We start from the raw sequence: 13754 nt of genomic DNA, 5'->3' as shown, positions 1-13754 counted from the left end.
GGTTGACGCAGGTGAGGCAGGGCGGGCCGACGAGTTTTCGGCCACGCGGAATTTTCTCCGATTTGGGGTGGGATGTGACAGCAATCAAGGTTTCCAAATACGGCGCACGGGCCACCGCCGTGTTGCTCGCAGGCACGATGCTCACCGGCGTGCCGACCGTTGCGGTCGCGCAGACGACGGGCCAACCCGCGGCGACACCGCAGCCGGCACCGGCACCTGCACCAGCGCAGGTCGTCGCACCGGTCACCCGCACGATCAAGGCGATCCGGGTCGAAGGTTCGCAGCGTCTCGAACCCGAGACGGTGCTGTCTTACACCAAGCTGCGCACCGGTCAGGTCTTCACCAACGAGACGCTCGATCAGGCGATCAAGGATCTCTACGCCAGCGACCTGTTCGCCGATGTGACGATCGGCGGTGCCGAGACCGGCGACATCGTGCTGCGCGTGCGCGAAAACCCGATCATCAACCGCGTCATCTTCGAGGGCAATAAGCGGCTGAAGGAAGACAAGATCAAGAAGGAGGTGAAACTCGCCCCCCGCCAGATCTTCACCCGCACCGCCGTGCGTCAGGACGTGGCGCGCATCATCGAACTGTATCGCCGCCAGGGGCGCTTTGCCGCAGTCGTCGATCCCAAGATGGTGTCGCTCGACCAGAACCGCGTCGATGTCATCTTCGAGGTGACCGAGGGGCCGAAGTCGAAGGTCCGCCAGATCAACATCCTCGGCAACGAAGTGTTTTCCGACAGCAAGCTGCGCGAGCAGATGGCGACCAAGCAAGCGCGCCTGACGACGCTGCTCAGCTCGAACACCAGCTATGACCAGGATCGCCTGGCCTATGACCAGCAGAAGCTGCGCCAATTCTATCTGACCGAAGGCTATGCCGACTTCCGCGTCACTTCCGCCGTTGCCGAGCTGACCCCGGACAAGAAGGACTTCATCATCACTTATGTGGTGGAAGAGGGGAAGCGCTACAAATTCGGTGACGTGACCGTCGACAGCGACATTCGCGATTTCGACAACAAGCGGCTCGCGGCGAACCTCGGGATCAAGAAGGGCGACTGGTACAACGCCAAGAAGGTCGAGACCTCGGTCGATTCGCTTAGCGAGGCGGCGGGCCTGTTCGGTTACGCTTTCACCGAAGTGAATCCGGACTTCCAGCGTGACAAGGACACGCTGACGATGGGGATCAATTTCCACATCGCCGAAGCCAAGCGCACCTATGTCGAGCGCGTCGAAATCAACGGCAACACGCAGACTCAGGACAAGATCATCCGTCGCGAAATCCGCCTGTCGGAAGGCGACGCGTTCAACAGCTTCCAGGTCAAGCGTTCGCAGGACCGCATCAACTCGCTCGGTTTCTTCCAGGACAAGTTCGAGATCAAGCAGACGCAGGGGTCGGCCCCCGACCGTGTGGTTTTGACGGCCGATGTCGAAGAGAAATCCACGGGCGAATTGTCGCTGTCGGCAGGCTATTCCAGCCTTGAACAGTTCATCATTCAGGCGTCGATCAAACAACGCAATTTCCGCGGCAAGGGCCAGGAGTTGCGCGCCAGCGTCAATTATTCGACCTATTCCAAGTCGGTTGAGCTGGGCTTTACCGAGCCCTATCTGTTCAACAAGAATATCGCGATCGGCGGCGACATTTTCCGGCGCGATTACAACGCCTTCAACTATCTCGGGAATACGCGGCAGACCACCTACACGCAGGTGTCGACTGGCTTCCAGGTCCGTGCCGGTGTTCCGTTGACCGAATATTGGCAGCTCGCCGGGCGTTATGGCCTAAGCTATGACGAAGTCGGCCTCGACAAGAGCACCTATTTCAGCGACTCGAATAACGACGGCATTCGCGGCAATTCTCCGGGGGACACCTGCGAGCCGCTGCTTGCCGGCCGATATTTGTGCGACGCGATCGGTAATCGCTGGACGTCGTCGATCGGCTATTCGCTGGTGTTCGACAGCCTCAACAGCCGACTGCGCCCGACTGCCGGCCAGCGCTTCATCTTCAGCCAGGATTTCGCAGGGCTTGGCGGCGATGTGAAATATATTCGCTCGAAGATTGAAGGATCGAAATTCTTCAACATTGGTGCGGGGTTCATCGGGTCGCTCAATGCCGAGGGTGGTTACATCCATTCGCTGGAGAAGAGCCGTGGCGTTGGGATCGACAATGTCCGCATTACCGATCGCTTCTACCTGGGCGAGCCGGATTTCCGTGGCTTCGACATTCGCGGCGTTGGGCCGCGCGTCCAGCGCATCGGCTATACGACCGATGCGTCCGGCAACCAGACGCTGGTGACCGACCGTACCCAGTTCGTCGACGACGCATTGGGTGGCCGGGCTTATTATCTCGGCAAATTCGAAATCGAGATCCCGCTCGGCGCGGGCGCGCGTGAGCTCGGGTTGCGGCCGTCCATCTATGTGCAGGCCGGTGCGTTGTTCGGCATCACATCGCCGGTTTTGTCGGGCAGCCAGTTTCCGACAACAGTGGACCCGGTCACGGGGCGGGTAACGTACCAGCCGTTGATCTCGCCGGTCTATGCGACCAACGGCCAGCCTTATTACACGGTGCCGGCGACCGATGCGACCAATCCCGGGGCAACCACGACGTGTCAGACCGGCTATTCTGCGACGATCGGCGGCACGTGCGTCGGCACATCGACCAATACGCCCTACACGACCACACAGGCTCCGTTCAAAGAAGTCTTCGGCGGCAACTCGGCGCGTCCGCGCATCTCGGTTGGCGCGGGCGTCAACTGGAACTCGCCGTTCGGGCCGCTGCGCATCGATCTTGCTTACGCTGTCCTCAAGGACAAGAGCGACGACTCCAAACTCATTACTTTCAACGTAGGGACACAGTTCTGATGAAAATGTATCAAAAGCTCATGCTCGGCTGCGCGCTGATCGCGCCGACGCTCGTTGCGGCGGGCTCTGCACAGGCGCAGGTTTCTGGCGTAGCGATCGCCGATCCGGAAACCGTGATCCTCACCGCCAAGGCACTCGATGCCGCCAACACCTCGATCGCGACGACCTACAAGGCACAGCTCGACCAGGCCAATGCTCGCCAGCAGGCTTTGCAGACCGAGTTGAACACGCTGTACGCGCCGCTTGACCTCAACAAGGACAAGAAGCTCGACGACGCTGAAATCGCCGCCGCCGAAGCCGCGAAGAACCCGGCACTGGCCAAGATCGAAGCGGCGCAGAAATCGGCCCAGACCGATCTCGCCCGTCTGCGCGGCCCGGCGATCCTCGCGCAGGCCTACGCGATCGAGCAGATCTCGCAGAAATATTCGGCTGCGATGAACGCGGTCGTGACCGCCAAGAAGATCAGCCTGTTGCTGTCGGCTAACACGGTGCAGTTCAGCACGCCCGCCGTCGACGTGACCGACGACATCAAGGCTGAACTCGACCGTACCAACCCGTCGGTTCCGATCACGCCGCCGGCCGGGTGGCAGCCGAGCCAGCAGACCCAGCAGCTCCTCCAGCAATATCTGCAACAACAGCAATATGCCGCCGCGATCCAGGCACGCCGCGCTGCGGCCGCCGCGCCGGCACCGACCGGCAAGGCACCGCAGGGCCGCTGAGCGACACGATGGCGGATGCAGACGAAACAGGGCGGGGCGCAATCGGCCCGCTCGACATTGGGCGAGTGATGGCGGCATTGCCGCATCGCTACCCGATGCTGTTGGTCGACCGTGTCGAGGATCTTATCCTCGACCGGTCGATCACCGCGATCAAGGCAGTGACGATCAACGAGCAGTTCTTCCAGGGGCATTTCCCGGGACGACCGATCATGCCCGGCGTGCTGATCGTCGAGGCGATGGCGCAGGCTGCGGGGATTCTCGCGGTCGAGTCGCTGGGGCTCGCGGGCTCGGGCAAGCTCGTCTATTTCATGGCGATCGACGGGGCGAAGTTCCGCAAGCCGGTCGAACCCGGCGTGCTGCTCAAGCTCGAGGTCGAATTCGTCCAGAAGCGTTCCAGCGTGTGCAAATTCGCCGGGCGCGCGACGATCGACGGGCAATTGGCGGCCGAGGCGAACTTCACCGCGATGATCGCCGACCCGCCCAAGGCATAACGGCCGCACAAGACGCATTGCTACACGGCGCGGGCTCTGATAGGGCCCGCGCCTTCGCTGCTGGTCGGTAACCAGCGGCCTTTCGGAGATTTACGACGTGAAAAAAGGCATTCACCCCGATTATCACACCATCACGGTGCAGATGACCGACGGCACGCAGTTCCAGACCCGCACGACCTGGGGCAAGGAAGGCGATCTGATGACGCTCGACATCGATCCGCTCGCGCATCCGGCCTGGACCGGTGGTCGCGGCACGATGCTCGATTCGGGCGGCCAGGTTGCGCGCTTCAACAAGCGTTTCGGCGCGATGTCGTCGATCGGCAAGAAGTAAGCTTCTTCGCGTCGTTAACGACGCATTAGCGATAGTCGCCTACTCTTCCCTCCTCGCGGTTTTCGCGGGGAGGGACGTTAAATGATTGCCGCCGAATTCGAACCTGTCGTCCAGACCGATCGCCGCCGCAGTCCGCGTGCGCCGATCTCGCTTGACGCAAAGCTGGGTCGTGGCGGATTCGATCGCGCGCTGTGCAAGGTGACCAACGTGTCGCTGCATGGTGCCAAATTGCACACATATTCCCCGATGAAAAAGGGTGCCAGGATCTGGCTGACCTTGCCGCGTATCGGGCAAGTCATCGCCACGATCGTGTGGGCCGATGATTTCGAAGCCGGTTGCCAGTTCCAGGAACCGCTCGACGACACCACTTTTGCAGCATTGACCGGCGCGAACGTCGAATTTGTCTGAGCCGCTCACGGCTGGGCGGTGCCGCGTTGCGCGGGTGTCCCGCATTTAGACGCCGCTAACCAAAAGAAGCACTGGTCGAAATCGTAAACGCGGCGTTAACCTGTTGCCATGCAACGGACCCTCTCGCTCGCCGCGCCCAGCGCCCGTCACCCGTTCCGCCGCTCCGTCGTAACCGGGCGGGTAGAGCGCGCGCGGGTCCGCGATGAGGGCGACATCAGACTGTTCGCGCTCAGCTTCACAGCCTTCTTCGTGTGCTTCTACACGTTCATTTTCTGAAGCGGCGAGTCGCCGCCGTTTGAGCTGGGTCGTCAGTCGCAGGCGAGGTGCAGCTTTTGCGCCAGCCACGCCGATACAGGACACATCGCCGCCACGATCAGCAGCATGTTTTCGGGCGATAGCCCGGCGACCGCCAGTCCCTGCACCGCCACCGCACCGATGGTCATCGCGCCGGCATTGACGACATTGTTGGCGGCGACGGTGCGGGCGGTTTGATCCTTGGTCACCGTGGTGGTGAGGAAGGCGTAAAGCGGAACGACGAACATGCCGCCGGTCACCGCAATTCCCATCAGTGCCACAATCACCAGCACAGCGCGGGGAATCTCGATAAAGGTCATCACGTCGTACAGCGTGCCGTGCGGTGCGGCGGGCCAGTCGCGGCAGAGGAACGAGAAAGCGACGATAAACGCGCCCATCGCCAGCACCGAGGCAGGGGCATATTTCGCCGAGGTGTGGCCTTTCAGCAGCGCGTTGATCAGCACCGATCCGACCGCGACACCAATCGAAAACAGCGCGATCATCAGCGTCAGGACATGTTTGTCGGCCGTCAGCACATTCTTGGCGAGCGGCTGGAAGATGATGATGAGCACTGCCCCCATCGTCCAGAAGAAGCTGATCGCGCAGATAGCGAGGAACAGGCGGCGGATGTGCATCGTCGCGGAAATCAAGCGCCACGACGACGTGAAGGGATTGTAGCTCACCACCAGTTCGCGGCCTTCGCGCAGTGCGGGCGGGATTTGCAGCGATGCGATCCAGCCGACCGCTGCGACCACCAGTACCACGATCGCGGCATGCTGCACGGCGATGAACCCGCCGAGCACGGTGCCGATCAGGATCGCGAGATAGGTGCCCGATTCGACCAGACCAGTGCCGCCCAGCACTTCATCCTCATGCAGATGCTGCGGCAGAATCGCGTATTTGATCGGACCGAAAAACGCCGAGTGCACGCCGAGGAACAGCACTGCGGCCAGCATCAGTACCAGCCCGGCGGTGGTATACCCCGCCCAGGCGATCATCAGTCCGCTCGCCCCGACGATCATGATGCCGATCTCGGCGGTCTTCACCACCCGGATAATCTTGGCCTTGTCGTGCGTGTCAGCCAATTGCCCCGCAAGCGCGGACAGCAAGAAAAACGGCAGGATACCAAGCGCGGTCGCGAATGCCGTGAAATTCTGCTCAAGCCGTTGGTCGGCGAAAATCCGGTAAATGGCGAATTGAACCATCACCGTCTTGAACAGATTGTCGTTGAACGCCCCAAGGAACTGCGTGACGAACAAGGGCAGAAATCGGCGCTCTTTCAGCAAGCCGAGCGCGTTGAGCATGATGTGTTTCGAGGCCTCGATATCGCGAAATAAGGACCGCCCATAGCCCAGCCGGGCTAGCGCCAGCAACCCGCTTGTCATGTTGGGGTTTCGCGCGCGGGATCGGGCGAGTAGAGCGGGTGTGTGCTGACCTTACCCAACTTGCTCACCCTGTCGCGGATCGTCGCGGTGCCGCTGCTTGCCTGGTTCCTGTGGTGGCCGGGCTGGGCGGAGGGCTATGCAGCGGGATTCGTGCTGTATTGCCTGATGGGCATCACCGATTATTTCGACGGGTATCTCGCGCGGGCCAACGGAACGGTGTCGAAGCTCGGCGTGTTCCTTGACCCGATCGCCGACAAGATCATGGTCGCGGCCGTCATCCTGCTGCTGGTGGGCACCCGCGATGGCAATCCGGCGGTTATCCAGGGCGTGCATCAGATCGCCGCTCTGATCATCCTGCTGCGGGAAATCACGGTGTCGGGCCTGCGCGAGTTCCTCGCGCAATTGCAGGTGTCGGTGCCGGTGTCGCGGCTCGCCAAATGGAAAACCACGCTGCAGATGGTGTCGCTGGGAGCGTTGATTCTGGGTGGCGCGGTGCCGCTCTACCCGTGGGTGGCGGACGTCGGCCTGGTTACCCTGTGGGGCGCAGCGGTGCTGACGGTGATCACCGGTTGGGACTATCTGCGCGTCGGCCTGAAGCATATGGACTGAACTGTGGCGATCGAGATGCTCTATTTCGCGTGGGTACGCGAACGGATTGGACGTGGCGGCGAGATGGTTGACCCGCCAGGCGACGTCGTGACGGTCGCCGATCTGATCGGCTGGCTGGCGAACGGGAGCGCGGTGCACGGCGCGGCCTTCGCCGACCCGGCGCGCTTGCGCGCCGCGGTCGATCAGGTGTTCGTGCCGCTGGACGCGGTGCTGGGGTCGGCGCGTGAAGTTGCTATTTTCCCACCGGTGACCGGCGGATGATCGTCGTCGATCCTGCCCGCATCGACGCCGCCGAGCAATTCGCAGCCTTGTCTGCCGCCGGGGCAGGGGGCATCGCCACCTTCGTGGGCCTCGTCCGCGCCGATGACGGCGTCGCGACGCTGGAACTCGAACATTATCCCGGGGCGACCGAGGCGGCCCTGCAGAGGCTGGTGGACGAAGCGCGTGAGCGTTGGGCGCTGATCGATGCGCGGATCACGCACCGGGTCGGTGCGATGGCACCGGGGGATGTGGTGGTGTTTGTCGGCACAGCGGCACCGCACCGCGCGCCCGCGCTGGAGGCTTGCGCCTTTCTGATCGATCGCTTGAAGACCGACGCGCCCTTTTGGAAAAAGGAAACACGCGGCGACGAGACCCGTTGGGTAGAACCACGCGGCAGCGACGATGCCGCCGCCGCGCGGTGGACGCTTTAGCCGAGCTTGGGCGACAGTACGCCGTTGACGACATGCACGACGCCGTTCGACTGGGCGACGTCGGGGGTTTCGATGTAGCTCTTATTGCCGTTGACGTCGGTCAGCTGCACGCCGCCACCGATCAACTCGATCGTCAGCGGTTCGCCTTCGACCGTGGTCAATACCGCCTTGCCACCACCAGCGGTGACCTTCGCCTGGATGTCGGTCAGCGTCAGCGTACCCGGCACGACGTGATAGGTCAGCACCTTGGCCAGCGTGGCCTTGTTCTCAGGCTTCAGCAGCGTGTCGACCGTGCCCGGCGCGAGGCGGCTGAAGGCATCGTTCGTCGGCGCGAAGACGGTGAAGGGGCCAGGGCCCGCCAGGGTCGTGGCAAGGCCTGCAGCCTTCACTGCGGACACCAGCGTGGTGAGGTTGGGGGCAGCGGCCGCGTTCGTAGCGATCGGCTTGGTCGCATCCATTACGGCCCCGCCGACCGTCGGGTTCGGCGCGGGGGCTGCTGCCGGGGCTGCGGGCGCTGCCGGAGCGGCTGGCGCGGTCTGTGCGGTGGCGGCAGCACCGAAGGCGAGTGCGCCAGCAACGGTTGCCAGATACAGGTTGGTCTTGAACGTCATCAGTTTCTCCACTGGATCAGGGAGCCTCTGTTACAGGAGGCACCCCCAAACTACGGTCGAGCGGCCGAATAGTTTCGTCAAGCCGGTTCCGCCAACGCCGTCGCCAGCAATTGAAAGTCTTTCTCCCGCGGCGAACCGCGTCGCCAGACCAGTGCGATTTTTCGGGCCGGATTGGCGGCATCGAGCGGGCGCGAGACCAAACCGGTATGATCGAGGATGCCGGCCTTCAGCGCCATTTCGGGCAACATCGTGAGCCCCAGCCCATTGTCGATCATCTGTACGATCGTGTGGAGCGACGTGCCCATCATCGTCGCCTCGGCTCGCAATTCCGGCCGGGCACAAGCGGATAGCGCATGGTCCTTAAGGCAATGCCCGTCCTCGAGCAGCAACAGCCGTGTCTCGTCGATTTCCGCAGAGGGCATCGCACGCGCGATATTGCCCATCTCGCCCGGCTGGCCTGCCACGAACAAGCGATCCTCGAACAGCACCTGCGCGCTCACCTCGCCACACGCGAACGGGAGCGCCAGCAACACGCAATCGGCACGCCCGTGATGGAGGCCCTCACAGGCGGCACCGCTGGGTTCCTCGCGCAGGAAGAGTTTGAGGTCGGGATAGTCGCGCCGCAACCGCGGCAGGATGCGCGGAAGCATGAACGGCGCGATCGTCGGGATCACGCTCATCCGCATCTCCCCCGATAAGGGGCGTCCGGCAGCGCGCGCCATGTCGCCCAGTTCATCGGCTTCGCGCAGCACGCGGCGCGCTTTGTCGGCGATGCGGTCGCCCAGCGGGGTGAAGCGCACGACGCGGCGGGTGCGCTCGACCAGGGTCACCCCGATCAGGGTTTCGAGTTCGCGGATCCCCGCCGACAAGGTCGACTGTGTCACGAAACACGCCTCGGCGGCACGCCCGAAATGCCCGTGATCCTGCAGGGCAGCGAGATATTGCAACTGTTTCAGGGTCGGCAAATAGGTCGCCATTTATCGCTCCACTCGATCAGAAGCGTGTAAATAACCCATTGGATCGATAAAAACAGGCCCTATATGAGCCTGTGCAACAGACGGTGCAGAAGCGCTGCGGTGGAGGATGCCAGAAGAGGCCCCATTTTTAGGAGGCCCAGAATATGTTGACCATTGGCGATAAGCTCCCCGATTTCACGGTTCCCGTTCAGCAGGGCGTCAACGCGCTTCCCGCCGGTGAAACGCTCAGCCAGGACGCGTTCCCAGGCAAGTGGAAGGTGCTGTTCTACTGGCCAAAGGATTTCACCTTCGTCTGCCCGACCGAAATCGTCGGTTATGCGGGCCTGAAGGGCGATTTCGAAGATCGTGACGCGGTGCTGATCGGTGCGTCGACCGATACCGCGCACGTTCACCTCGCCTGGCGCAAGTCCGATCCCGATCTGGCCGCGGCGGATTTCCCCTGGCTGGCGGATAACGGTGGCGTGCTGGCGTCGCAGCTCGGCATTCTCGACAAGAACGAGCATGTCGCGTTCCGCGCGACCTTCATCATCGATCCCGACAACGTCATCCAGGCGGTGCAGGTCAACGGCCTGAACGTCGGTCGCAACCCGGCGGAAACGCTGCGCGTGCTCGACGCACTGCAGACCGACGAGCTGTGCCCGTGCAACTGGAACAAGGGCGACGACGTCCTGAAGATCGCGGCGTAAGTCGGTAAAATTCTCCTCCCGCTCTGCGGGAGGGGCTAGGGGAGGGGCGTACCGTAGGTCGGAGCGCCCCTTTTCTATGTCAGGCCCTCCCCCAACCCCTCCCGCAAGCGGGAGGGGAGCGAGAAAGAAACATCATGTCACTTAAGGATTTCGCCGGGACGCTCCCGGATTTCGCCAAGGATATTCGTCTCAACGTCGGCTCGCTGCTCAACGAGGCGCATTTGCCTGACCAGCAAAAATATGGCCTGTTCCTGTCCTGCGCGCACGCCACCGGCTATAAGCCGCTGGTCGACGTGACCGAGGCCGAGGTTGCCGCGAAGCTGACCCCGGAAGCGGCGAATGCGGCGCGCGCGGCGGCGGCGGTGATGGCGATGAACAACGTCTATTATCGCTTCACCCATCTCGCCGGGAATGCCGAATATCAGACGATGCCGGCCAAGCTGCGCATGAATGTGATCGGTGCGCCGGGCATCGACAAGGTCGATTTCGAGCTGTTCAGCCTTGCCGTGAGCGCGATGAACGGCTGCGGCATGTGCATCGACAGCCATGAGCAAGTGCTCAAGAAGGCCGGTGCCACCGCCGAAGCGATCCAGACCGCGGTGCGGATCGGTGCGGTGATGAAAGCGGTTGCGACGGTCCACGCCGCCGTCAATTAAACGTCGTTCAGGCGAGCGCCGCCCAAACCGAGTAGGCGCTCGTCGCGGTCAGCAGCGTGCCGATCAGCCCCATCAGCGGGCGCGTCGGCACGCGCTTGGCGATGACAGCACCAAAGGGGGCCGCCAGCAACCCGCCGATCAGCAGGCCCAGCGTCTGAAGCGTGAACGCCTTCCACCCCATCGTGGTGATGAAGGTTATCGAGATCGTCGAGGTCAGGAAAAATTCCGAGGTGTTGACGGTGCCGATGGTGGTGCGCGGCGGCGCCCCCTGCACCAGCAAATTGGAGGTCACCACTGGACCCCAGCCACCCCCGCCCGCCGCATCGAGAAAGCCGCCGGCAAAGCCGAGCGGTTCAATGATCTTGGGTTCGCGCGGGTGGACCTTGCCGCGATAGGCGCGAAACAGCAGGTACAACCCGATTGCCGCGAGATAGGCCATCACGAACGGTCGCGCGACCGATGCATCGATGGTGCTCAGCACATAGGCACCCAGAATGCCGCCAAGCACGCCTGGGATCACCAGTCGGCGGAACAGCCGCCAATCGACATTGCGATGCAGAATGTGGCTTACGCCCGATGCGGCGGTGGTGAACGTTTCGACCGCATGGACGCTGGCCGAAGCGAGGGCAGGGGGCACGCCCAGAAACACCACCAGCAAGGTGTTGTTGATGATGCCGAAAGCCATTCCGAGCGCACCATCGATCATCTGTGCGGCAAAACCGACCAGAATGAAGGGCAGCATCACGGCTAGGATCGCCGTGAAATCCCATGAGGAGAGATCGAACATCGGCGAACTTTCGCGGAATTTCCCAAATCCCACAAGGTAGATAGGGATTTATGCGGCGTGGTCGGCGGTGAACTGGTCCTTTTATTCGCTCGACTGAGCGCCTAGATAATCTCCCATAATAAGGGGACACCGCCACGATGGGACGATTGCTCGCCTATCTCGATTCAATTAAGGCGCGCGATCCGGCCCCCCGGTCGCGGCTTGAGATTCTCACATATCCGGGTGTGTGGGCGCTCGCGTACCACCGGATCGCGCATCGTCTTTTCAAGGCGCGGCTGTTCTTTCTGGCGCGTGCGGTGAATCATTTTTCGCGTTTTCTGACCGCGATCGACATCCATCCCGGCGCGACGATCGGGCGCAATTTCTTTATCGACCATGGCTTCGTGGTGATTGGGGAAACCGCCGAGATCGGGGACAACGTCACCATCTATCAATGTGTCACGCTCGGCGGCACGAGCCCCGACAATGGCGTCGCGGGCAAGCGTCATCCGACCCTTTGTGACAATGTCATCATTGGCTCTGGCGCACAGGTGCTGGGGCCGATCACGCTCGGCAAGGGCTCTCGCGTCGGTGCCAATGCGGTGGTGACCAAGGATGTCGTCGAAGGCGCGGTGATGGTCGGTATCCCGGCGCGCGCGACGATGGTGGAGGGGGGGCAGAAGCCGACCGGCTTCCTCGCTTATGGCACGCCGTGCAGCGATATGTTCGATCCGGCGACGCAGCGCGTGGAGTTGCTGCGGTGTGAGCTGGAGACGATGCGCAAGCGGCTCGACGCATTGCTCGCGGAAAATCATCAGGAGCGTGACCGCGCCTGATGGGGACGGTTACGCCCTTTCCCAGCCCGCGCGGCGTTCCGACGCAGATCGGGTTCGAGCGGGTCGAACTGACGCGGATCCTCGATTTGTACGGACGGATGGTATCGGCTGGGCTGTGGCGCGACTATGCGATCGAGTTGGGCCATGACGCCGCGATCTTTGCCGCCTTTCGCCGTGCCGCCGAGCGCCCCGAATTCCGCATCGAAAAGCGCCCGGCCTTGCGCAACCGGCAAGGCATGTGGGCGCTGGTCAATGAAGCGGGCCTCGTTTTGAAGCGTGGGCACGAATTGGGCCCGGTGCTGGCCCCCGTCGAACGACGGTTGATGAAGGTGGTGGACTGACGACAAACCCCGCTCGCGGCCGAGCGGGGTTTGTAGCGGGGTCAGGCGGCGACCATCGTGCCGACCGGGGGCAAACGCTCGCCCAAATGGCCGAGCGTGCCGATCACTATCCGCCGCATCGTTGGCCAGAATGCCGACAGCGTCAGCAATGCCGAGCCGATCGCGAGGCCGGTGAATGCCCAGGCGAGTTCGATTGCCCCTGCATTCTGGAACAACGCGTACATCGCGTAGAGGACGTAGACGAGGCTCGACACCAGTAGCGCACGCCGGTCGACCGCAAGGGCGACGAAGGCGAAGGCGAGATACAGCGCCAGCACGATCAGCGCAGTGCCGATGTCGATATTCGCGCCGAACACGCCGAGCATGTGAAAGATCGGATGCGCAATCATCGGTGCGGCGGCGAGGTGGAGCCAGAAGGCGACGTCGGCGCGGCGCGTACGCCGTTCGCGGTCGGACATGTCCCACCGCATGGCGAGCGTGAACACGGCGATGCCGCACACCAGAACCAGCGGATAGACGAGGTCTTGCATCGTCGGGAAGGCCGCGAAGGTCAGACCGACCACGACGCCGACGCCCGCTGCTGCCCCCGCCGCGACGGTGATCGGTACCATGAACCGTTGCCAATGCGCCCAGGCTGCCGCTGTGGCGATAAGTGCAATCCCCGCGCCGATCGCGGCGTTGACCTGATTGGAGAGGTCGGGATGGAGTTCGACCATTACGCCGATCAAGCTCGCCGCGACCCCACCGACAAAGGCGAGCAGCAGCAGGATGCTCGGCAACGCCATGCGGCGGACGCGCGTGAAATATTCGGCCAGCGCCCAGGCGGCGACCGCGACCAGCGCACCTGCCAGGGGCGTGGTGATCGACTTGCCGATCCACGCCACCGCGACCAGCACCAGCGCCAGCGCGATCGAGACGAAGATGTCGTTGAATCCGGTCAGCAGCCGGAAGTGCTCTTCGTCGACCGCTGGCACCGCGCTCCGCGCGGCGACGTGGTTGCGCAGCGCAGCGGCGGCGTCGCGCGAGATCGCGCCTGCCGTCACCGCGCCGTCGATATCGCTTTCGCTATACATGGTAATCCTCCTGTTGTCGGC

Annotated in this window: 18 protein-coding genes; 13 read left to right on the top strand and 5 right to left on the bottom strand. The window is 62.9% G+C overall.

Translation table 11 applies throughout. From position 1 onward, the window contains the following. The first annotated feature begins 74 nt into the window (after window positions 1–74). From bamA to EJC47_RS20965, 6 genes are all read left to right on the top strand, one after another. Window positions 75–2858, top strand: coding sequence for an outer membrane protein assembly factor BamA (gene bamA / locus EJC47_RS04520; protein WP_185867560.1), 2784 nt, complete (start codon window positions 75–77; stop codon window positions 2856–2858). Further along, window positions 2858–3577, top strand: a complete 720-nt coding sequence (locus EJC47_RS04515; RefSeq protein WP_033964606.1) for an OmpH family outer membrane protein — start codon at window positions 2858–2860, stop codon at window positions 3575–3577. The genes bamA and EJC47_RS04515 overlap by 1 nt, the downstream gene beginning before the upstream one ends. A gap of 8 nt (window positions 3578–3585) precedes the next feature. Continuing rightward, window positions 3586–4068 carry a 3-hydroxyacyl-ACP dehydratase FabZ gene (fabZ, locus tag EJC47_RS04510; RefSeq protein ID WP_033964608.1) on the top strand — a complete coding sequence of 161 codons (483 nt, stop codon included), beginning with the start codon at window positions 3586–3588 and terminating at the stop codon, window positions 4066–4068. A 97-nt stretch (window positions 4069–4165) separates the two neighbouring features. Further along, entirely contained in the window at window positions 4166–4399 is a 234-nt protein-coding gene (rpmE, locus tag EJC47_RS04505; RefSeq protein WP_033964609.1) for a 50S ribosomal protein L31, read from the top strand. Window positions 4400–4480: 81 nt separating this feature from the next. Continuing rightward, on the top strand, window positions 4481–4807 hold the full coding sequence (locus tag EJC47_RS04500; protein ID WP_033964610.1) for a PilZ domain-containing protein: 327 nt from the start codon (window positions 4481–4483) through the stop codon (window positions 4805–4807). A 108-nt stretch (window positions 4808–4915) separates the two neighbouring features. Then, entirely contained in the window at window positions 4916–5083 is a 168-nt protein-coding gene (locus EJC47_RS20965; RefSeq protein ID WP_156142994.1) for a hypothetical protein, read from the top strand. Window positions 5084–5115: 32 nt separating this feature from the next. Here the strand turns inward: EJC47_RS20965 and EJC47_RS04495 are convergent, their stop codons facing one another. Continuing rightward, window positions 5116–6405, bottom strand: coding sequence for an MFS transporter (locus EJC47_RS04495; RefSeq protein ID WP_126845784.1), 1290 nt, complete (start codon window positions 6403–6405; stop codon window positions 5116–5118). Between the two features lie 123 nt (window positions 6406–6528). On the opposite strand from EJC47_RS04495, the gene pgsA reads away from it, so the two are divergent. Genes pgsA through EJC47_RS04480 form a run of 3 tightly spaced genes read left to right on the top strand, consistent with a single transcriptional unit; the run spans window position 6529 to window position 7787 of the window. Continuing rightward, entirely contained in the window at window positions 6529–7095 is a 567-nt protein-coding gene (pgsA, locus tag EJC47_RS04490; protein ID WP_126845664.1) for a CDP-diacylglycerol--glycerol-3-phosphate 3-phosphatidyltransferase, read from the top strand. 3 nt (window positions 7096–7098) lie between these two features. Continuing rightward, on the top strand, window positions 7099–7356 hold the full coding sequence (locus EJC47_RS04485) for a MoaD/ThiS family protein (RefSeq protein WP_126845663.1): 258 nt from the start codon (window positions 7099–7101) through the stop codon (window positions 7354–7356). Next, the gene (locus EJC47_RS04480; protein WP_033964613.1) at window positions 7353–7787 is read left to right on the top strand and encodes a molybdenum cofactor biosynthesis protein MoaE; all 435 of its coding nucleotides are present in this window, start codon (window positions 7353–7355) and stop codon (window positions 7785–7787) included. The genes EJC47_RS04485 and EJC47_RS04480 overlap by 4 nt, the downstream gene beginning before the upstream one ends. Here the strand turns inward: EJC47_RS04480 and EJC47_RS04475 are convergent. Continuing rightward, window positions 7784–8398, bottom strand: coding sequence for a fasciclin domain-containing protein (locus tag EJC47_RS04475; RefSeq protein WP_126845662.1), 615 nt, complete (start codon window positions 8396–8398; stop codon window positions 7784–7786). The two genes, EJC47_RS04480 and EJC47_RS04475, sit on opposite strands and share 4 nt — an antisense overlap. A gap of 77 nt (window positions 8399–8475) precedes the next feature. Then, on the bottom strand, window positions 8476–9375 hold the full coding sequence (locus tag EJC47_RS04470; protein ID WP_033964614.1) for a hydrogen peroxide-inducible genes activator: 900 nt from the start codon (window positions 9373–9375) through the stop codon (window positions 8476–8478). A gap of 143 nt (window positions 9376–9518) precedes the next feature. Here EJC47_RS04470 and EJC47_RS04465 point away from each other — a divergent pair, with 143 nt between their 5' ends. Next, entirely contained in the window at window positions 9519–10061 is a 543-nt protein-coding gene (locus EJC47_RS04465; RefSeq protein ID WP_010403117.1) for a peroxiredoxin, read from the top strand. Window positions 10062–10195: 134 nt separating this feature from the next. After that, window positions 10196–10717 (top strand): carboxymuconolactone decarboxylase family protein, encoded by a 522-nt coding sequence (locus EJC47_RS04460; RefSeq protein WP_033964615.1) that lies wholly within the window; start codon window positions 10196–10198, stop codon window positions 10715–10717. A 7-nt stretch (window positions 10718–10724) separates the two neighbouring features. On the opposite strand, the gene EJC47_RS04455 is transcribed toward EJC47_RS04460, so the two are convergent. Continuing rightward, window positions 10725–11504 carry a sulfite exporter TauE/SafE family protein gene (locus EJC47_RS04455; RefSeq protein WP_033964616.1) on the bottom strand — a complete coding sequence of 260 codons (780 nt, stop codon included), beginning with the start codon at window positions 11502–11504 and terminating at the stop codon, window positions 10725–10727. 137 nt (window positions 11505–11641) lie between these two features. On the opposite strand from EJC47_RS04455, the gene epsC reads away from it, so the two are divergent. Both epsC and EJC47_RS04445 read left to right on the top strand, forming a co-directional pair. Then, window positions 11642–12319 (top strand): serine O-acetyltransferase EpsC, encoded by a 678-nt coding sequence (gene epsC / locus EJC47_RS04450; protein ID WP_126845661.1) that lies wholly within the window; start codon window positions 11642–11644, stop codon window positions 12317–12319. After that, the gene (locus tag EJC47_RS04445) at window positions 12319–12660 is read left to right on the top strand and encodes a DUF2794 domain-containing protein (protein ID WP_033964617.1); all 342 of its coding nucleotides are present in this window, start codon (window positions 12319–12321) and stop codon (window positions 12658–12660) included. The genes epsC and EJC47_RS04445 overlap by 1 nt, the downstream gene beginning before the upstream one ends. Before the next feature lie 41 nt (window positions 12661–12701). Here EJC47_RS04445 and EJC47_RS04440 read toward each other — a convergent pair whose 3' ends face one another. Then, window positions 12702–13733 (bottom strand): hypothetical protein, encoded by a 1032-nt coding sequence (locus tag EJC47_RS04440; protein WP_033964619.1) that lies wholly within the window; start codon window positions 13731–13733, stop codon window positions 12702–12704. Window positions 13734–13754 lie beyond the last annotated feature (21 nt).

The organism is Sphingomonas sp. TF3 (genome assembly GCF_003985085.1).
GTDB lineage: Bacteria > Pseudomonadota > Alphaproteobacteria > Sphingomonadales > Sphingomonadaceae > Sphingomonas.
This window is presented reverse-complemented; position numbering and strand designations above follow the sequence as displayed.